Source organism: Polaromonas sp. P4_H1 (genome assembly GCF_056400945.1).
Window position 1 is genome coordinate 467,041 of the sequence record NZ_JBFUKG010000002.1, and the last position, 19,517, is coordinate 486,557.

Here is a 19,517-nt window from a genome sequence, read left to right on the forward strand (position 1 = left end):
AGCTATTAATTCAGGAGTAAACCGTGTCTACAGAAACCCTCACCGTAGCGGGCCACAGCGTCTCGCCGCATCACTACATCAATGGCCAGCGCGTCGCGTCCGACCTGCTGTTCGACCTGCACAGCCCAATCGACCAAAGCCTGCTGGGGCAAATATCGGAAGGCAGGCCGGCGCATGTGGACGCCGCAATTCAGGCCGCGCAAAACGCCTTCCCGGCCTGGGCGGCCCTGACGGCGGCCGAGCGCAAGCCCTATCTGGACCGCTTTGCTGCCGAGATCGGCCAGCGTGCCGAGGCCTTTTGCCAGCTTGAATCGACCGACGCCGGCGTACTGCTGTCGCGCATGCAGCACGGCGTGGTGCCGCGCGCCATGCTCAACATCAGCTGGTTTGCCGAGCACGCGCTCACCTTGCAAGACCATCCGATTGACACCGAGCAGGCACACCACATCGTGCGCCACGACCCGGCCGGCGTGGTCGTCATCATCACGCCCTGGAACGCACCGCTGATGCTGGCCACCTGGAAGCTCGGCCCGGCGCTGGCAGCCGGCAACACGGTGATCGTCAAGCCGCCCGAGTGGGCGCCGCTGACCAGCAGCCTGCTGGCCGATTGCGCCCACGCCGCCGGCCTGCCGCCGGGCGTGTTCAACATCGTGCAAGGCAGCGGCGCGAGCACCGGCGCCGCGCTGGTCAGCGACCCGCGCCTGGCGCGCGTGTCCTTCACCGGCTCGGTGCCCACCGCCAAACGGATTGCCCAGGCCGCCGGCGCGAATCTCGTGCCCTGCAGCCTGGAGCTGGGCGGCAAGTCGCCCTTCATCGTGCTGGCAGACGCCGACATCGACAACGCCGCCGCCACCGGCGCGCTGATGTACCGCAACGCCGGCCAGGTCTGCCTGGCGGGCACGCGTTTTCTGGTGCACAGCAAGATTCGCGATGCCTTTGTCGCCGCCATGCGCGGCTATGTGGACAAGCTCACGGTGGGCGACCCGCGCGACGCCGCCACCGAGGTCGGCCCCATCATCCACCCGCGCCAGGTCGAGCGCGTGCAAGGCTTTGTCGAACGCGCGCTGGCCGACGGCGCCGAGCTGCTGTGGGGCGGCGCGCCGCATCCCTTCGGTGCCCAGTACTACCAGCCCACCATGCTGACGAATGTGCGCCAGGACAGCGAGATCGTGCAGAACGAGGTGTTCGGCCCGGTGCTGACCTTGCAGACCTTCGACAGCGACGAGGAACTGATCGAGCTGGCCAACGGCACCGACTACGGCCTGGGCGGCGTCTGCTACGGCGAGACCGAACACGCCACGGCGATTGCGCAGCAGGTGCGCACCGGCTTCATCTGGGTCAACAGCTTCGGCATCCGCGACCTGGCCGCGCCCTTTGGCGGCATCAAGCGCTCAGGCATTGGCCGCGAAGGCGGCAACTGGAGCTTTGAATTCTTCTGCGACATCAAGGACGTGGTGGTGCCGAAAAAGCCCTTCCGCGCCAGCTTCAGCCACCGTTAATTTCAAAGGAAACATACCATGGGACATATCGTGGGCGCCGCCCTCGTCTCGCACCACCCCGGCCTGATGCAGTGCGAAGAGTTTCGCGTGCTGCAGGGCGCGGGCTCGGATTCAGACCTCATCCCCGGCTATGCCCGGCTACGCGAGAAGATCACTGCAGCCAAGCCTGATGTGGTGGTGGTCTTTGACAGCCACTGGTTCACCACCGGCTACCACATGGTGGACGGCGCGGCGCGCTACCAGGGCAACTACATCTCGGACGAAATGCCCTGGTATTTGCACGGCGTGCCCTACGACTACCGCGGCCACCCCGAACTGGCGCTCGCGATTGAAGCCGTGTCGCGCGAGCAAGGCGGCTACAACCGCGTCATCAACCACCCCGAGCTGGGCAAGCAATATGCCACCATCAACCTGGTCAAGCACCTGCGGCTGGAGCTGGCCGATATTCCGGTGGTGACCGTCAGTTCCTGCCAGAACTGCGACTGGAAGCACTTCCTGAAATCGGGCGAGGCGATTGGCGAGGCCGTGCGTCGCAGCGACCTGAAGGTGGTCTTGCTGGCCTCCGGCGCCCTCAGCCACAAGTTCAACCCGATTGACTGGAAGCCGAACCATCCGCGCATCTTCCACGAGAGCAATGTCTCGCGGCCCGAGAACATCGCCAGCGACAAGGGGGCCATCGCATTGATGGAGCAAGGCCGCCACGACAGCGTGCTGGAGCGCTGGGACGACGAGTACCGCAAAAAACCGTGGGAGGCTTTTGGTGCGCACTACCTGCAGATGCTGGGCGCCATGGGCGGGGCGGCCTGCCGGGCCAAGGGCGAGCCTTTGTCGGCCTATGAAAACGCCCGCGGCACAGGGAATATCCATATGTGGTTTGACCAGGAGGCAGCATGAACTTTGAATTCCCCTTAAAAGAACTCCCTGCCGTGATGCGCGGCCCGCGCGTGGAGCGCCGCCGCGTGCTGGTGGGCGGCAGCGCCTACTGGGGCACCATCATCGAAGACGGCCCCGGGCAAGGCCTGCTGCGCCTGGACGACAGCCGCGTGGTCGACCCCGCCACGGTGCAGCACCTGCCGCCGGTCGCGCCCAGCAAGATCATCGCCGTGCACATCTCCTACAGCTCGCGCAGCTTCGAGACGCGCAAGCAGCCCAAACCGACCGAGACCCCCACCTACTTCACCAAGCCGCCGACCTCGATCAACGGCCATGGCTGCGAAATTCTGAAGCCCGCCGACAGCCTGTACCTGAACTACGAGGGCGAGTACGCCGTGGTGATCGGCAAGACCTGCCGCAACGTGCTGCCCGACGAGGCCTGGGACTATATTGAAGGCTTTTGCCCGGCGCTGGACATGGGCCTGCAAAACTACCGCGATACCGACCAGGGCAGCATGCTGCGCGTCAAGGGCGCCGACACCCTGCTGCCGATCGGCCCCGGCATCGTCAAGGGCGTGAACCTGTTCGAGCAGACCCTGCGCACCTACCGCAACGGCCTGGTGGTGCAGGAAGCCCACATCGGCGACGAGACCATCTGGGGTCCGCACTACGTGATTGCCGACATTGCCCGCCACATCACCCTGCTGCCGGGCGACGTCATCCTGATGGGTACACCCTGCCACTCGCGCTCGGTCGATCCCGGCGATCTGGTGGAGTGCGAGATCACCGGGCTGGGCCGCCTGGCCGGCACGGTGGTGGCCATCCCCGCGCCACGCGCATCGGCCCTGGGTGTGGGGCATCAGCCCACCGACAGCCCCGAGGTACGACGCGTGGCCTTTGGTTTTGATGAACGGGTGCCGGAACGCTTCAAGGACAACTACCGGATCGCTGCCGAGAAAAACACATGAAAGTCACCATCGTGGGCGCCGGCGCCATAGGCGGCTTCATCGGTGCGCGTCTGGCCGCCGCCGGGCAATGCGATGTCAGCGCCCTCGCGCAGGGCGCCACACTCGCAGCCCTGCGCGAGCACGGCTGGCGCCTGAATCAGGGCGGAAAATTGCTGCAAACGCCGGCCAGGGCGTCAGACCAGGCGGGCGAGCTGGGTCCGCAGGATCTGGTGATCGTTGCGCTCAAGGGGCCGGTTCTATCGAGCGTCGCGCCCTCCATTGCGGCGCTGATCGGTCCTGACACCGTGGTGCTGCCCGCCATGAACGGCGTGCCGTGGTGGTTTGGCATGGGCACGGCCATCGGCGACGCGCCGCTGCAAAGCGTAGACCCCGGCGGCACCATTGCCAGTTTCATTCCCTTGCAACACGTGCTGGGCTGTGTGGTCCATGCCAGCGCCAGCCGCGGCGCCCCCGGCATCGTGAAGCACATCATGGGCCAGGGCCTGATCCTGGGCGAGGCGGCCGGCGGCGAATCGACGCGGGCCACGCGCGTGGGCGCGTTGCTCAGCGGCGCGGGCTTCGATGTGACCGTGTCCCCGAACGTGCGCTACGACATCTGGTACAAGCTCTGGGGCAACCTGACCATGAACCCGGTGTCAGCCATCACCGGGGCCAGCATCGACCGCCTGCTGGCCGACCCGCTGGTTCGCGAGTTCTGCTCCAGCGCCATGCGCGAGGCCGCCGCGATCGGTCGGCACATCGGCTGCGACATCACGCAAAACCCGGAGGACCGCCACGCGATCACGGCCAGGCTGGGAGCATTCAAAACCTCCATGCTGCAAGACGCAGAAGCCGGGCGTGCCATCGAGCTCGACAGCATCGTCACCGCGGTGCACGAGATAGGCCTGCGCCTGAACGTCCCCACGCCGAGTATCGATGCGCTGCTGGGGCTGGCACGGCTGTTTGGCCGCGTTCACAAACTCTATCCCGAGGAACCGGCATGAAACTCAACTTCATCGCGGGCGAATGGCTGGCGGGCGACGGCGCCGGGGACAACATCAACCCCAGCGACACGCGCGACCTGATCGGCCGCTACACCCGCGCCACCACCGCACAGGCCGAAATGGCGATTGCGGCCGCCCATGCGGCCGCCCCCGCCTGGGCCGCCTTTCCCGTGCAACAGCGTGCCGAGGCGCTGGAGGCCGTGGGCATTGAAATCCTGGCGCGCCGCGCCGAGCTGGGCGAACTGCTGGCCCGCGAGGAAGGCAAGACCCTGGCCGAAGCCGTCGGCGAGGTGGTGCGCGCCGGCCACATCTTCAAGTTCTTCGCCGGTGAAGTGCTGCGCCCCGGCGGCGAACTGCTGCCCTCGGTGCGGCCGGGCATGAGCGTTGAGATCACGCGCGAACCGGTCGGCGTGATCAGCATCATCACGCCGTGGAACTTCCCGATGGCGATTCCGGCCTGGAAGATTGCGCCGGCCCTGGCCTATGGCAACACGGTGGTGTTCAAACCGGCGGATCTGGTGCCAGGCAGCGCCTGGGCGCTGGCCGAGATACTGAGCAGGGCCGGGCTGCCCGCCGGCACCTTCAACCTGGTCATGGGCCGCGGCCGCGACGTCGGCAACACCTTGCTCAACGATGCACGCGTGGCAGCCGTGACCTTCACCGGATCCGACGCCACCGGGCGCAAGGTGGCCCAGGCCTGTGTGGGCCGCAAAGGCCCCATGGCCAAGTTCCAGCTGGAAATGGGCGGCAAGAATCCGCTGGTGGTGCTGGACGATGCCGATCTGGACGTGGCGGTGAACGTCGCCATCAACGGCGCCTTCTACGGCACCGGACAACGCTGCACCGCGTCCTCGCGCCTGGTGGTGACCCAGGGCATTCACGACCGCTTCGTCAGCGCCATGGTGGACAGGCTGCACGGCCTGGTGGTGGGCAACGCACGCCACAGCGCCACGCACATCGGCCCCGTGGTCGATGCCAGCCAGTTGGCGCAGGACCTGGCCTATATCGCCATCGGCCAGGACGAAGGCGCGCGGCTCGCTTTTGGCGGCGCGGCGTTTGAAGTCAATGCCCAGGGCGAGCCCGGGCATTACCTGCAACCCACGCTGTTCACCGAAACCAGCAACGCGATGCGCCTGAACCGCGAAGAGATATTTGGCCCGGTGGCCAGTGTCATCCGGGTCAAGGACGCCGAAGAAGCCCTGGCGGTGGCCAACGACACCGAGTTCGGCCTGTCCGCCGGGGTATGTACCACCTCGCTGCGCCATGCCGCGCACTTCAAGCGTCAGCTGCAGGCTGGCATGGTGATGGTGAATGCCCCGACCGCTGGCGTCGATCCCCATGTGCCCTTTGGCGGGCGCAAGGGGTCCAGCCATGGTTCGCGCGAGCAGGGGCGCTACGCGGCGGAGTTCTACACAACGGTCAAGACCGCCTACGTTCAGCCCTGACAACACCCCCTGACAACACCCCCCAGCAACGCCCTTAAAGCCATGAACACACCCACAAATATCCACGCGCAACAAGGACATCGCCAGCAGCTTGCGGGCGGTGATGCCATTGCCGCGCTGATCGCCGAACTCGGTGCAGACTGCGTGCTGACGGGCGCTGCGGTGCTTGAGCGCCAGACTGCGGACTGGAGTGGTGCAGCATCGGCGTTGACGCCGGCTGCGCTGCTGCTGCCCCGCACACCTGCACAAGTGGCTCAAGCGGTGCGCATGTGCATGCGCTTGGGTCAGCCGCTCTGCGTCCAGGGTGGCTTGACGGGGCTGGCCGGCGGTGCAAACCCGCAACACGGCGAGATCATCCTGTCACTGCAACGCCTGAACGCCATCGAGGATTTCGATTCGGTGGGCGGTACCGTGGTGGTTCAGGCAGGCGTCACGCTTGAGCAGCTGCAAACAGCCGCCACTCAACAAGGCTGGTTCTTTCCGCTCGACCTGGGTGCCCGCGGCTCTTGCCAGCTCGGTGGCAATGCGGCCACCAATGCAGGCGGCAATCGCGTCCTGCGCTACGGCATGATGCGCGAATCAGTGCTGGGACTGGAAGTTGTACTGGCCGATGGAACCCTGCTGACCATGCTCGACCGGGTGATCAAGAACAACGCGGGCTTTGATTTGAAGCATCTGTTCGTCGGAACAGAAGGAACGCTCGGCATCATCACCCGCTTGTCTCTCAAGCTGGCGCCGGCGCCGCTGTCCAGTTGCACGGTGCTGTGCGCGGTCAAGGATTTCACGGCCGCAACGCAGCTGCTGCGAGAGGCCAGGCGCAAACTTCCAGAGCTGTCGGCGTTCGAACTCATGTGGAGCGATTTCTTCGAGGCCAGCGCGAAGGCCATCCACAGGACGTCGCCCTTCACCCAGCCGTATCCGCTCTATGTACTGATCGAAACACTGGGCGGCGACCCTGACGCGAGCACTGCTGCCATCGAGCGCTTCCTGGAAACGGAGATGGAGAACGGGCTGGTGGCCGATGCAGTCGTGGCGCAATCCGTCGAGCAGGCGACGCAGCTCTGGGCATTTCGCGAAGGAATCAGTGAACTGCTATCGCATTTGCGCCCGTGTGCCGCATTTGACGTCAGCGTTGCCGTCCCCAAAATGGACGACCTGGTCTGCCAGTTGCGCGCGTTGCTGGAGCAGAAGTACCCGACTCAGCAGCATCTCTTTTTCGGACATCTCGGCGACGGCAACCTGCATTTGATCAGTGGGCCGATCCCGGACGCGACGCAACTCGAAGCACTCGAGGAATTGGTCTATCAGGCTGTAGGGCTCGCGGACGGCAGCATCTCTGCAGAGCATGGCATCGGTGTGGTGAAGAAGCCTTTTCTTCACCACAGTCGCGACGCAGCAGAGCTCCATGTCATGCGGCAACTCAAGCAACTGCTCGATCCGGGACAGATACTCAATCCGGGGCGCGTCGTCGACGCCGTGTGAGCAGCCATTTGAGCGATTTCGGGCTACAAGCCAGTTCGCAGTATCAGCCTCAAGCCCTGATTTCCTTGGCCGTGATCTGGTACTTGAAATCATCCGGTGCATACGAGTCAAAGCGCCCGGCTGGGTTTTCTGCTGTCGGGTACATGAAAAAGCCGAGCTTCTCACCCGTGGAATGGGGCAAAGCCAGATCATGGGCGGTGTTGTAGGCCATCCAGTTGCCTTCCCAACCGCCAAACAGCGCCTTGTTGACCGGGGCCACCACCGGGTTGACCGTGGTTTTGATCCAGTCGGCGGTTTCCAGACGCATGACCTTGGCCACGTCGGCCGGGTCCATCGCCACCCAGCCGTAGCCTTTCAGGTAAGCCTCGGAGCGGCAGTGCTGCGCGCCCTTCAGGCTGGCCGGGTTGCCTGACAGCTCCTTGTAGCCAAAGGCCGACGGCACCAGGCGGATGCCATACACGTCGCGTGCGGGGATGCCCACCGAGCGGCAGAGGCCGACAAACAGCGCGTTCAGGTCGGCGCATTTGCCGCCCAGGTTGCCGGTTTCCAGCATGGTCTTGATGTCGCCTTCGCCGCAGCCGCGCACCTTGGGGTCGCGGTAGGTGTTGGCCACGATCCAGTCGTAAATCAGCCGGGTTTTTTCCACATCGGTTTTGGCGCCCTTGGTGGCGTCGAGTGCCGTCTTGCGCACGATGCCGTCGGTCGGCAGGAATTTGGTGGGGCGTGTGAAATAACGCAGCGTGTCGGCGTCTTCTGGCCTGGCGGTTTTTTGCGACCAGTCCACGGCGCGGCCCTGGGTCTGCACGCGGCTGGTCAGCTCGATGAAGGGCCTGGCTTCGCCTTCTGCAAACTCGGCATAAAGCATCTTGGCGCCGTCCTTGCCGTCGTCGGTCAGGTCGGTCGTGCCGTTGCTTGAAAAGCTGCTTTCAAAGCTACGCTGGTAGTCGCTGTTGACCGAGGGAATCGGCAGCCAGACCTTGGTCACCCCCTGGGGTTTGAGGATGTCCACCCGGGTGGTCACTTCAAAGGTGCGCCAGGCACCGCTTTGTGGCGCAAAGTGGCTGCGCTGCGCAGGCGTTTGCGCAAAATTGAGGCTGGGCAGCGCTGCGGCCATGGCGGCAGCCGCGGTGTTTTTGAGGAAGGTACGGCGTACGGTGGTCATGAAGAGATCTCCGGATGAAAAAGGGTAACGTGCATCGGGGCAGGTAAAGGTGCCCCGAGATGTTCAGGGTCGAGCCCTGGCCAGTTTGGCAAGCGGCGCGAGCAGCCCGCCAATTATCGCTGGCGCGAAAGACAAGGCAACCCACAAGAGTCACCCCGGACAGCATCAGGGTTTCATCAGCCCGGCAATCAGCTTCTCGGCTGCGCTGCTGGTCCAGTCCACCTCGCCCCGCACGCGCAGCCGGGGCTGCCCCCGGCTGTCCAGCATCAGGGTGGTGGGAAACACTTTCACGCCCCACTGGCGCGCCGTCCGGCCGTCGCTGTCCAGCAAAACCGGCATGGTCACCCCCGTGGTTTTGGCAAACTGAATCGCGCGTGCGGCGGGTTCCTTGAAGTTGATGGCCAGCACCAGCAGCTTGTCAGGGCCATAGAGGTCTGCCACCTGCTGCAGCGTGGGCATTTCGGCACGGCAAGGCTCGCACCAGCTGGCCCAGAAATTCAGCAGCACCGCCCGGCCGCGCAAATCGGCCAATTGCCAGGTTTTGCCGGTGGTGTCCAGCAGGCCGAACGCAGACACCGGGCCGGCCCATGTGCTGACCTCATAGGCCGGTCCAGTGAGGCCCTGGGCATCGGCCACAGGCACAAGGGCTGCGCCGGCGGCGGCCACTAGCGTACTTCGCAGAAAAACGCGGCGGGAAAAGATGGCTGTGGACATGGCAGACTGGGTCACGAAAAATCGGGTACCAAATTTGGCAGAAAAGCGCCAAAAAAGAAGGTTGCGTCCCCAGAGCGTAACAAAACCGATCACCACTTGCCTTCAAGACCATTAACTCCCACAAACGCGGCAGCCAATGGCCGCATGAGGTTTTGCCTGCCTCATTTCTTCACATAGTCCTCAAGCGGCTTGTCGCTCGGATTGGCCCAGGCCGCCTTGGTCAACGTGGATGCCGGCAGCCCGACCCGGGTATTGTTGGGCGGAATCGCCTGCACAAACCATTTGTCGTACAGCGCCGCAACCTCGCCGCTTTTGGCCAGGGCCCTGATGCTGGCATCGACCGCCTGTTTAAAAAGTGGGTCATCCTTGGGCAGCATGATGGCAATCGGCTCGACGCTCAGCACTTCGTTCAGGATGCGGTAGTTGCCCGGCTGCTTGGACTGCGAAATCAGGGTCGCGAGTATCTGGCCGTCGGCAACAAAAGCGTCGGCACGGCCGCTCTCGAGCAGCAGGAAGCCCTCACTGTTGTCCTTGCCAAACAACTCCCTGAAATCAATGCCTGAGGTGCGCTCATGTTTGCGCAGCAACTGGACGGAAGTAGCCCCCGACGTTGTCGAGACCGATTTATTCGCCAGCTGGGCAATGCTGGTGATGCCTGAACTGCTTTTTACCGCGATGCGTACTTCCTCGATGTAAAGCGTGGGTGCGAACGCGACATCTTTTTGCCTGGTGGCGTTGTTGGTCGTTGTCCCGCACTCGATATCGACGGTGCCGTTTTGCACCAGCGGAATACGGTTTTGCGCCGTGACGAGCTGGTACTTGATGTCAAGCTTTTTCAAGCCAGCCTGTTTCTGGATATCGGCAAGAACCTTTTTGCAGACATCATGGTGAAAGCCGGCGTACTGGCCGTCGCCCAGCGAGTAAGACATCGCACCCGAGGCCTCGCGCACCCCCATGGTGATGGTTCCGGTTTCCCTGATCTTTTTGAGGATGTTCACCGGTTCGGCATGAGCGCAAGCGATCGCGAGCGTCGCTGCGGCCAGGGCAGCGGCTTTGAGAGACATGGTTTTGTTCATCAATGGCTCCTGTATCTTATTTGGCGAACAGGTTGTCGAGCGTCGCGAAGGCCTTGAACTCCAGGGCATTGCCGGACGGGTCGAGAAAGAACATGGTGGCCTGCTCGCCAGGCTCGCCCTTGAAGCGGATATTGGGCTCGATCACGAAGCGGGTGGCCGCGGCGGTGAGTTTGTCGGCCAGCGCCTGCCATTGCGACATCGACAGCACCGCGCCGAAGTGACGCACGGGAACCTCATGACCGTCGACCGCGCTCGTTTGTTTGTGGCCGCACTCATCCGGTGCGAGATGAGCCACGATCTGGTGGCCATAAAAGTTGAAGTCCACCCATTCCGTCGAGCTGCGGCCTTCGGGACAGCCTAGCAAGTCGCCATAGAACTGGCGCGCCACGGCGATGTCATGGACGGGAAATGCAAGATGAAACGGTGGATTGGCAGCGTGGGGTGTCGTCATGTTGGGGCCTTTAAGGCGGGTTTGAAAAGATGTCTGCACTGTAGAAGCGTTAACTGATCATGAAAAGCGATATATATTTGCACTGAGAAACAAAATAATCGATGATTCGAACGTGATCACAGAACTACGCACCTTTATCGCGGTTGTCCGCCACGGTACGTTTGCTGCGGCGGGCGAGCGTATTGGCCTGACCCAGTCCGCCGTCAGCAGCCAGATCAAGCGCCTCGAGGAATCGCTAGGCTTTGAGCTTTTTGACCGCACCCGGCGCGCTGCGACGCTCAACGCGGCCGGAGCCATGACGCTGGCGCGAGCCGAAGAAATCGTTGCCCTGTTCTCGAAACTCGGTGACCTGCCGGACGATGACAGCGCCGATGGCCTGCTGCGCATCGGGGCCATCGCTTCGGTTCAATCTTCGCTGTTGCCTCGCGCGCTTGCGCCGATGCGGCAGAAGTATCCCAAGCTGCGCCTGAACCTGGCGCCGGGTGTGTCCATGCATCTGATGGACCAGCTCGACGCCGGGGAGATCGATGTGGCCATTACGATCCGGCCGCCGTTCGGCATGTTGCCCGAATTGACCTGGGAGGCGCTGATCCATGAGCCTTTCATGCTGGTCGTGCCTGCCGCCCTCAGAGGCAATGACTGGCGCAAGCTGATACAGAAACACCCCTTTCTCCGTTATGAACGAAAGTCTTTCGGGGGGCGCATGGTTGAGCGGTTTTTGCGCGACATGCAGCTGCCCGTACACGAATCGATCGAACTCGACGAAATTCAGGGCCTGATCCAGCTGGTATCCAATGGCCTGGGGGTGGCATTGATACCGATGGTCGAAGCCCATCTTCCGCTGCCCGGGAATGTGCGGGCCATTTCACTCGGAGAACACACGTTTTATCGTGAGGTCGGCATACTCCAGCGAACCGCAAAAGCCAGCCAGCCGATGGTCAGCCAGCTGGCGCAATGCCTGCGCGATGCTGCCGCAGTTGCCGCAGCTGCCCCTGGTGTTTGACCCTTTGCGCACTGAACAGCACGCTCACGGGCTGATAAAAGGGGGCGTGGAGCGGCCCGCCCTCTTGCGCTCAAAGCGATTAAGTCCTACAAACGCAGCAGCCAAACCGCTTTCAAATCTATAGTCATTTTCAGCTTCGAAGTCGATTTTGAAACTCCCACTCAACACTCCCGACCTGTCGCTTGCACTGCAGCCAGCGTCCCCGCAGTTCATCGACCTCTACAGCCTCTATGGCCGTCAAGCCGAACTGCAGCCGGGGCGAAGCCTCAGCACGGCGCAAGAATTGACCTCAGGGCTGTGTGCGGCAGCGGCCAGTATTGCGCCAAAATTTTTCTACAACGCGCTGGGCTCCAAACTGTTTGAAGCCATCACCGAGCTGGACGAGTACTACCCCACCCGTACCGAGGCGGGTATTTTTGAAGTGTCTTACACGCTGATGGCCAACGCCCTTGCTGAGGCTGGCATCACCAAGCCGTGCTTGATTGACCTGGGCGCGGGCAACTGCGCCAAGGCGATGGCACTGATTCCGCATCTGACGCCAAATCAATACGTGCCGGTGGATATTTCGGTGGATTTTTTACGGATTTCGGCCGAACGGGTGCAAACCAGTTTCCCCACGCTGGACATCGTCGGGCTGGGCATGGACTTTTCAGCCGACCTGGCTTTGCCCGACACCATTCAAAGCCACGACCGGGTATTTTTCTACCCGGGCTCCAGCCTGGGCAACTTCTCGCCGGATCAGGCTTTGCAGTTTTTACAGCACATGGCCGACCCCGCACGGGGCAAGGCACGCGGCCTGCTGCTGGGGATTGACCTGGTCAAGGACATCGCCACACTGGAAGCTGCTTACGACGATGCGCTGGGCGTGACGGCGGCTTTCAATAAAAACCTGCTGCTCAACGTCAACACACTGCTGCAGTCGGATTTTGAGGTGCGCCAATGGCGGCATGTGGCGCTGTTCAATGTGGCCCAATCACGCATTGAAATGCATCTGAAAGCAAGCTGCGACCTGACCGTTCGCTGGCCGGGTCATGAGCGCCGGTTCAGCGCCGGTGAGCGCATCCACACCGAAAACTCCTACAAATACACGCTGGAGGGCATGACGGCACTGCTGCACCAGGCCGGGTTCAGGCATGTGGAGCACTGGAGCGACCCGAAGCACTGGTTTGCCGTGTTCTGGGCAGCGGTTTAAGGCTTGGCTCGTTATTGGCCTGTAAGCCATTCATGACAAGGGGAGCAAGCTACCCATAAGATAGCGAGCCACCCCGCTGCCTGAACCCGGTCCTGGCCAGGTGCGCTCAGACGCGCTCAGTCACCCAGGCTTGCACCGATTTGAGCGCATCACCCAGCTTGGACGCGTCCGTGCCGCCTGCCATGGCCATGTCAGCCTTGCCGCCGCCCTTGCCGCCCACTTGCTGGGCCACAAAGTTGACGAGCTCACCGGCCTTGACTTTGCCCACGCTGTCAGGCGTGACGCCCGCAGCGATCTGGACCTTGTCGCCCTCTACCGCGGCCAGCACGATAACGGCCGTTTTGAGTTTGTCCTTGAGCTTGTCCATGGTCTCGCGCAGCGTCCTGGCATCGGCGCCCTCCAGCCGGGCCGCCAGAACCTTCAGGCCCTTGACGTCGATCGCCTGCGCCATCAGCTCATCGCCCTGCGATGACGCCAGCTTGCCCTTGAGGGCGGCGATTTCTTTCTCCAGCGACTTGACCTGGTCCAGCACCTGGCCAACGCGGTTTTGCAGCTCGGACGGGCTGGCCTTCAGCGAGCTAGCGGCGGCCTGAACCGTGGATTCGAGCGACTGCAGGTAAGCCAGCGCGTTCTCGCCGGTGACGGCCTCGACACGGCGCACCCCGGCGGCCACGCCGCCCTCGGCCACAATTTTGAACAGGCCGATGTCACCGGTACGCGTCACGTGGGTGCCGCCGCACAGCTCCTTGCTCGAGCCAATGCTCAGCACACGCACCTTGTCGCCGTATTTCTCGCCAAACAGCATCATGGCGCCGCTTTTCTGCGCGGCTTCCATATCCATCACGGTGGCGTCGGTCGCCACGTTGGACAGGATCTCGGCATTGACGCGCGCTTCGATCTCGCGAATCTGCTCGTCGGTCACGGGTGCGTTGTGCGCAAAGTCGAAGCGCGTGCGCTCGGCATTCACCAGGCTGCCCTTTTGCTGCACATGCTCGCCCAGCACTTCGCGCAAGGCCTTGTGCATCAGGTGGGTGGCGCTGTGGTTGCGCACGGTGGCGGCGCGCACGGCCAGATTGACACGCGCGTTGACATGATCACCCACATTCAGTGTGCCCTGCTCCACCGTGCCATGGTGACCGTACACGTCCGACTTGATCTTGAGCGTGTCGCCCACGGCAAAATGCGCCGAGCCGCTGATCAGCTCGCCCTCATCACCGACCTGACCGCCGCTTTCCGCATAGAACGGGGTGGTGTCCAGCACCACCACGCCGCTTTGCCCTGCTGTCAGGGCCGCGACGGGCACGCCGTCTGCGTACAGCGCCACGATTTTTGCGGTTTCTTCCAGACGCTCGTAACCGGTGAAGGTATTGCCGCTGCCGGTGTACTCGAGCGCGCGGTCCATCTTGAACTTGCCGGCGGCGCGCGCCTGGTTTTTCTGCCTGTCCATTGCCGCGTTGAAGCCGGCCTCGTCCACGTCCACGCCGCGCTCGCGGCAAACGTCGGCCGACAAGTCAAGCGGGAAGCCATAGGTGTCATGCAGCTTGAAGGCGACATCGCCGGGCAATACCTTGGCGCCTCCGGCGAGCGCCGTGTCCAGAATCTGCATGCCGATTTCCAGCGTCTCGAAGAAGCGCTCTTCCTCGGCCTTGAGAACGGCAGTGATGCGCGCCTCATCGGTCTTGAGCTTGGGATAGGCATCGCCCATCAGCCTGGCCAGGTCGGCCACCAGCTTGTGGAAAAACGGCGTCTTATTGCCCAGCTTGTAGCCATGGCGGATCGCGCGGCGCACGATGCGGCGCTGCACATAGCCGCGGCCTTCGTTGGAAGGGTTGACGCCGTCGCTCACCAGAAACGCCGTGGCCCGGATGTGGTCGGCAATCACGCGCAGCGACTTGTTGTTCAGGTCTTTCTCACCCGTTTCGCGGGCGGCGGCCTTGATCAGCGCATCGAAAACATCGATCTCATAGTTGCTGTGCACATGCTGCAGGATGGCGGCAAGGCGCTCCAGCCCCATGCCCGTGTCCACGCAGGGTGCGGGCAGAGGTTTGACCGAGCCGTCGGGCTGCATGTCGAACTGCATGAACACGTTGTTCCAGATCTCGATATAGCGGTCGCCGTCCTGCTCGGGCGAGCCCGGCGGGCCTCCGGCAATCTCGGGGCCGTGGTCGTAAAAGATCTCGCTGCAGGGCCCGCAGGGGCCGGTGTCGGCCATCATCCAGAAATTGTCGCTGGCGTACTTGGCGCCCTTGTTGTCGCCGATGCGCACCACGCGTTCGGGCGGCAGGCCAATCTCCTTGGTCCAGATGTCGTAAGCCTCGTCGTCATCAATGTAGACGGTAGCCCACAGCTTGTCGGCCGGCAGCTTGTAGACGTCGGTCAGCAGTTCCCAGGCCCATTTCAGCGACTCGCGCTTGAAGTAGTCGCCAAAGCTCCAGTTACCCAGCATCTCGAAGAAAGTATGGTGGCGCGCGGTGTAGCCGACGTTTTCCAGGTCGTTGTGCTTGCCGCCGGCGCGCAGGCAGGCCTGCACGCTCGCGGCACGCACGTAGCTGCGCTTGTCGGTGCCCAGGAACACGTCCTTGAACTGCACCATGCCCGAGTTGGTGAACATCAGCGTCGGGTCGTTGCCCGGCACCAGCGAGCTGGACGGCACCACGGTGTGGCCCTTGGACGCGAAGAAGTCAAGAAAGCTTTTGCGGATGTCGGCAACGGTGAAATGAGGCGTGGTCATAGGCGAGGTGTGGACTCAATGGCTGAAAGGTATCCGGCTCCCCCTTGATCGGACTTGATCGGGCTTGCGCGCAGTCAGCGCTGGCGCTGTTGCATCGGACCGTTGATTATAAGTTTGCACCACCTGCAAGCGGCAGGCCTGGCGCGGAGGCCGCTTTTCAGCAGGGTCCAGCACCCGGGCCGCGTTGCTGGCAGCGCCTGCAGCGAGCTCATTCCAGATGTCGTGAGCCTCGTCGTCATCAATGTAGACGGGTAGCCCACCGCTTGCTGGCCGGCGTAGACATCGGCCAGCAGTTCCCTGGCCACCGGCGACCTCGGTCGTACCCATTGCGTCGAACCCTAAATGCCTGATTTGCCTGAACATTCAATTTATGGACTTGGGTCCCACCGGCTTGCCCCGCCCCCGACGGCCCTCTAGCATGGCCTCCGTGGGCGGCATGCGCGCCACTGAGGTGCCTGATGCGCCCCATTGGCACCAAACCGGACTGTGCGCTGCATTCTGACGCTGCAAATCCCTTCCATTACCGTAAAAAAGGCTGGCACGCAATCTGCTTAATACCCTAATAAGATATTTTAAATATCTTATTAATATATTTACCAGTTGCTAATTTCAACCAACTGCCCCATTCGGTTTCAACCCTCTCACTTAGGAGTCACCCTTGAAAAACCCCCTCTGGCAAGGTATTTTTCCCGCCATCACCACCAAATTCCACGCCGACGAAAGCATTGACGCCGAAGGCACGGCCAAGCATATCGACTTCCAGATCCGCAACGGCATTCACGGCCTCGTAACCTGCGGTTCGCTGGGCGAAGCCAGCACGCTGACGCTCGAAGAAAAACTCCAGGTCGCCAACATCGCCATCAAAGCCAGCAAGGGCCGCGTCCCGGTGCTCGCCAACGTGTCGGAAACCAGCACCCGCGAAGCGCTGCGCTACATCCATGGCGCCAACGAACTTGGCGTGGACGGGTTTATGGTCATGCCCTCGGTCATCTACGTGGCCGACGCTCGCGAGGCGATGCTGAATGTGCGCACCATGGCCGAGGCCGCTAAAAAGCCCATCATGGTCTACAACAACCCGGTCGCCTACCGCGTGGACCTCAAGCCCGAACACATGGTCGAGCTGGCCGATTGCGAATGGATTGTCGCCATCAAGGAAAGCTCCGACAACATACGCCGCATCACCGACCTGCGCAACACGGTGGGCAACCGCTATCAGCTCTTCCTGGGCGTGGATGACCTGGCTTACGAAGGCCTGGCGCTGGGCTGCGACGGCCTGCTCGCCGGCGTCGGCTGCACCTTCCCGCGCGAAACCGTGGCGCTGTACGACTTGATGAAAGCCGGCAAGTTCGCCGAGGCACTCAAGCTCTACCAGTGGATGACGCCGATGCTGCACCTGGACGTGTCCACCAAGCTGGTGCAGAACCTCAAATTGATCGACGTACTGGCCGGCGTGAGCACCGAGCACATGCGCCGTCCGCGCCTGCCCCTGATAGGTGCGGAGCGCGAAGCCATTGAAACGATCGTGAACAAAGCGCTGGCGACACGACCGGCTCAATACCAGTCGGTTGCCTGACGGCAGCCCTTTTAACGACCCGAAACTTTAGGAGACAGGTATGACAATCAACCCAAGCATGATTCCGCTTCTTGGCGTGATGGCGATTGCACTTGCAGGCCATGCGAATGCCCAGGAGCAGGTGGTAAAAATAGGCCACACCGGTCCGCTGTCAGGCGCCAACGCGTTTGCAGGGAAAGACAATGAAAATGGCGTGCGCCTGGCGATTGAAGAACTCAATGCCAGGAAAATCATGGTTGCGGGCAAAGCGCTCAAATTTGAACTGCACTCCGAAGATGACCAGTGCGACGCCAAGTCAGGCGTTAGCGCCGCCCAGAAACTGGTGGACAGCGGCGTCAAATTTGTCATGGGCCCCTATTGTTCAGGCGTTGCCATTCCTGCGTCGCGAGTCTATAGCGAGGGTGGCGCCATGATGTCCACGGTCGGCACCAATCCCAAAGTCACCCAGGGCGGCTACAAAAACCTGTTCCGCATCGTTGCCGCTGACAACCAAATTGGCTCCAGCATGGCGGTCTATGCGGCCAAAGTGCTCAAGGCCAAAAAAGTTGGCGTGATTGATGACCGCACCGCGTTTGGCCAGGGTGTGGCGGATGAATTCGTCAAGGAAGCCAAGAATCTGGGCCTCACCGTCGTGGGGCAAGAGTTCACCACGGACAAATCGGTTGACTTCTCATCGATATTGACCAACCTGAAATCCAAACAGCCCGAAGTTATTTTCTTTGGTGGCTATGCACCGCAAGCTGCACCGCTAACGCGGCAAATGAAGCAACTGGCGATGCCCGCAAAGTTATTGGGCGGCGATACGCTGTGCAGCCCGGAAATGGGAAAACTTGCAGCGGACGCTGTCAACGATACCGTTTTCTGCGCGCAAGGCGGTTCGATTCTTGAAAAAGCCACGGATGGCCCCGCATTCAAAGCGAAATACAAAAAACGTTTCAATCTTGATGCGGATGCCTATGCGGCTTCGTTTTACGACCAGACCTTGTTCATTGGCGAGGCCATGCAAAAAGCCAACTCGACAGACCCGAACAAAGTCGGCGCAGAAATCTATAAATCAAGTTACAAGGGAGTCGCCGGCACGTATGCCTACGACGAAAAAGGCAATATGAAACAGGCTCCTGTAACGGTTTTCACCTTCAAGAATGCTTTGCCGGTTCCACTGGCAAGTTATTGATGCGGCCTGTTTTCTTGAGCCGCTGAATTGAAGCAATAGGGCAATCTCACCTGCCCTGTTGTTTTCAATGTTTTCTTATGCATCTCACGGCACGAATCTTCAACGGCATGACTGAAACACCCATGAAACGCATCCAGATCATCGACTCCCACACGGGCGGCGAACCCACGCGCCTGGTCATTGATGGCTTCCCCGATTTGGGAAGCGGCAGCATGGCCGAGCGCCGCACCGTGCTGGCGCAGCAGCATGATGCCTGGCGCGCCGCCACGGTGCTGGAGCCGCGCGGCAGCGATGTCATCGTGGGTGCCTTGCTGTGTACGCCGGTCGCCGCCGATGCCAGTGCCGGCGTGATTTTTTTCAACAACACCGGCTATCTGGGCATGTGCGGCCACGGCACCATCGGGCTGGTGGCCACGCTGGCCCACATGGGCCGCATTCAGCCGGGCGTACACCGCATCGAGACGCCAGTGGGCACGGTCGAAGCCACGCTGCATGCGGACCGCTCGGTCAGCGTGCGCAACGTGCCCGCCTGGCGCCATCTGCACCAGGTCGCCGTGACCGTGCCGGGCCACGGAACAGTGCGCGGCGACGTGGCCTGGGGCGGCAACTGGTTCTTCCTGGTCAGCGAACATGGCCAGCGCGTGGCCAGCGACAACCTCGACGCCCTCACCGCCTACAGCTGGGCGCTGCGCGAAGCATTGGCGGCGCAGGGCATCACCGGTGCGGAGGGTGCCGAGATCGACCACATCGAACTGTTTGCAGAAGGGTCGCCCTCCGCCGGCAACCCATCGCCGAAGGCCAGCGTGGGTAGCAGCCAATTTTCCGACGGGCCGCCCCTAGGAAAATTAGCCCCCTCGGGGGGCAGCGCAGTACGCGAAGCGACAAGCGTGGGGGCCCAAATTCCGGATAGCCGCAATTTCGTGTTGTGCCCCGGCAAGGCCTACGACCGCTCACCCTGCGGCACCGGCACCAGCGCCAAGATCGCCTGCCTGGCGGCCGACGGCAAGCTCGCGCCGGGTGAAATCTGGCGCCAGGCCAGCGTGATCGGCAGCCAATTCGAAGCCAGCTTTGAGCGCGATGGCGACCACATCATCCCTACGCTGCGCGGGCGCGCCCATATGAGCGCAGAAGCCACGCTGCTGATCGAGGCCGACGACCCCTTTGGCTGGGGCATCCGGCTTCAAACTTGAC

At 62.4% G+C, this 19,517-nt stretch carries 16 protein-coding genes; 11 read left to right on the plus strand and 5 right to left on the minus strand.

All coding sequences use genetic code 11. From position 1 onward, the window contains the following. Positions 1–23 precede the first annotated feature (23 nt). From AC1DS5_RS05035 to AC1DS5_RS05060, 6 genes are read left to right on the plus strand one after another with little or no spacing between them, the layout of a single operon-like run. Positions 24–1,499, plus strand: coding sequence for an aldehyde dehydrogenase family protein (locus AC1DS5_RS05035; protein WP_477717149.1), 1,476 nt, complete (start codon positions 24–26; stop codon positions 1,497–1,499). An 18-nt stretch (positions 1,500–1,517) separates the two neighbouring features. Further along, on the plus strand, positions 1,518–2,393 hold the full coding sequence (locus tag AC1DS5_RS05040; RefSeq protein ID WP_477717150.1) for a DODA-type extradiol aromatic ring-opening family dioxygenase: 876 nt from the start codon (positions 1,518–1,520) through the stop codon (positions 2,391–2,393). After that, positions 2,390–3,340, plus strand: coding sequence for a fumarylacetoacetate hydrolase family protein (locus AC1DS5_RS05045; RefSeq protein ID WP_477717151.1), 951 nt, complete (start codon positions 2,390–2,392; stop codon positions 3,338–3,340). The genes AC1DS5_RS05040 and AC1DS5_RS05045 overlap by 4 nt, the downstream gene beginning before the upstream one ends. Next, complete coding sequence (locus AC1DS5_RS05050; protein ID WP_477717152.1) at positions 3,337–4,323, plus strand: 2-dehydropantoate 2-reductase; 987 nt, start codon at positions 3,337–3,339, stop codon at positions 4,321–4,323. Before AC1DS5_RS05045 ends, AC1DS5_RS05050 begins: the two co-directional genes overlap by 4 nt. Beyond that, on the plus strand, positions 4,320–5,768 hold the full coding sequence (locus AC1DS5_RS05055; protein WP_477717153.1) for an aldehyde dehydrogenase family protein: 1,449 nt from the start codon (positions 4,320–4,322) through the stop codon (positions 5,766–5,768). The genes AC1DS5_RS05050 and AC1DS5_RS05055 overlap by 4 nt, the downstream gene beginning before the upstream one ends. Before the next feature lie 42 nt (positions 5,769–5,810). Further along, positions 5,811–7,250 carry an FAD-binding oxidoreductase gene (locus tag AC1DS5_RS05060; RefSeq protein WP_477717154.1) on the plus strand — a complete coding sequence of 480 codons (1,440 nt, stop codon included), beginning with the start codon at positions 5,811–5,813 and terminating at the stop codon, positions 7,248–7,250. Positions 7,251–7,299: 49 nt separating this feature from the next. Here AC1DS5_RS05060 and AC1DS5_RS05065 read toward each other — a convergent pair whose 3' ends face one another. The 4 genes from AC1DS5_RS05065 to AC1DS5_RS05080 all read right to left on the minus strand — a co-directional run bounded on the left by AC1DS5_RS05065 (position 7,300) and on the right by AC1DS5_RS05080 (position 10,653). Beyond that, entirely contained in the window at positions 7,300–8,412 is a 1,113-nt protein-coding gene (locus AC1DS5_RS05065; RefSeq protein WP_477717155.1) for a transglutaminase-like domain-containing protein, read from the minus strand. A 165-nt stretch (positions 8,413–8,577) separates the two neighbouring features. Further along, positions 8,578–9,126, minus strand: a complete 549-nt coding sequence (locus AC1DS5_RS05070) for a TlpA disulfide reductase family protein (protein ID WP_477717156.1) — start codon at positions 9,124–9,126, stop codon at positions 8,578–8,580. 161 nt (positions 9,127–9,287) lie between these two features. Beyond that, positions 9,288–10,202, minus strand: coding sequence for an amino acid ABC transporter substrate-binding protein (locus AC1DS5_RS05075; protein ID WP_477717157.1), 915 nt, complete (start codon positions 10,200–10,202; stop codon positions 9,288–9,290). Positions 10,203–10,218: 16 nt separating this feature from the next. After that, positions 10,219–10,653, minus strand: a complete 435-nt coding sequence (locus tag AC1DS5_RS05080; RefSeq protein WP_477717158.1) for a VOC family protein — start codon at positions 10,651–10,653, stop codon at positions 10,219–10,221. A gap of 112 nt (positions 10,654–10,765) precedes the next feature. Here AC1DS5_RS05080 and AC1DS5_RS05085 point away from each other — a divergent pair, with 112 nt between their 5' ends. After that, entirely contained in the window at positions 10,766–11,656 is an 891-nt protein-coding gene (locus AC1DS5_RS05085) for a LysR family transcriptional regulator (RefSeq protein ID WP_477717159.1), read from the plus strand. A 148-nt stretch (positions 11,657–11,804) separates the two neighbouring features. Continuing rightward, complete coding sequence (gene egtD, locus AC1DS5_RS05090; RefSeq protein ID WP_477717160.1) at positions 11,805–12,848, plus strand: L-histidine N(alpha)-methyltransferase; 1,044 nt, start codon at positions 11,805–11,807, stop codon at positions 12,846–12,848. 106 nt (positions 12,849–12,954) lie between these two features. Here the strand turns inward: egtD and alaS are convergent, their stop codons facing one another. Further along, entirely contained in the window at positions 12,955–15,579 is a 2,625-nt protein-coding gene (gene alaS / locus AC1DS5_RS05095) for an alanine--tRNA ligase (protein WP_477717161.1), read from the minus strand. A gap of 658 nt (positions 15,580–16,237) precedes the next feature. Here alaS and AC1DS5_RS05100 point away from each other — a divergent pair. The 3 genes from AC1DS5_RS05100 to AC1DS5_RS05110 all read left to right on the plus strand — a co-directional run bounded on the left by AC1DS5_RS05100 (position 16,238) and on the right by AC1DS5_RS05110 (position 19,516). After that, positions 16,238–17,152, plus strand: a complete 915-nt coding sequence (locus tag AC1DS5_RS05100) for a dihydrodipicolinate synthase family protein (RefSeq protein WP_477717162.1) — start codon at positions 16,238–16,240, stop codon at positions 17,150–17,152. Positions 17,153–17,192: 40 nt separating this feature from the next. Further along, complete coding sequence (locus AC1DS5_RS05105) at positions 17,193–18,326, plus strand: branched-chain amino acid ABC transporter substrate-binding protein (RefSeq protein WP_477717163.1); 1,134 nt, start codon at positions 17,193–17,195, stop codon at positions 18,324–18,326. A gap of 122 nt (positions 18,327–18,448) precedes the next feature. After that, on the plus strand, positions 18,449–19,516 hold the full coding sequence (locus tag AC1DS5_RS05110; protein ID WP_477717164.1) for a proline racemase family protein: 1,068 nt from the start codon (positions 18,449–18,451) through the stop codon (positions 19,514–19,516). Position 19,517: the final 1 nt, after the last annotated feature.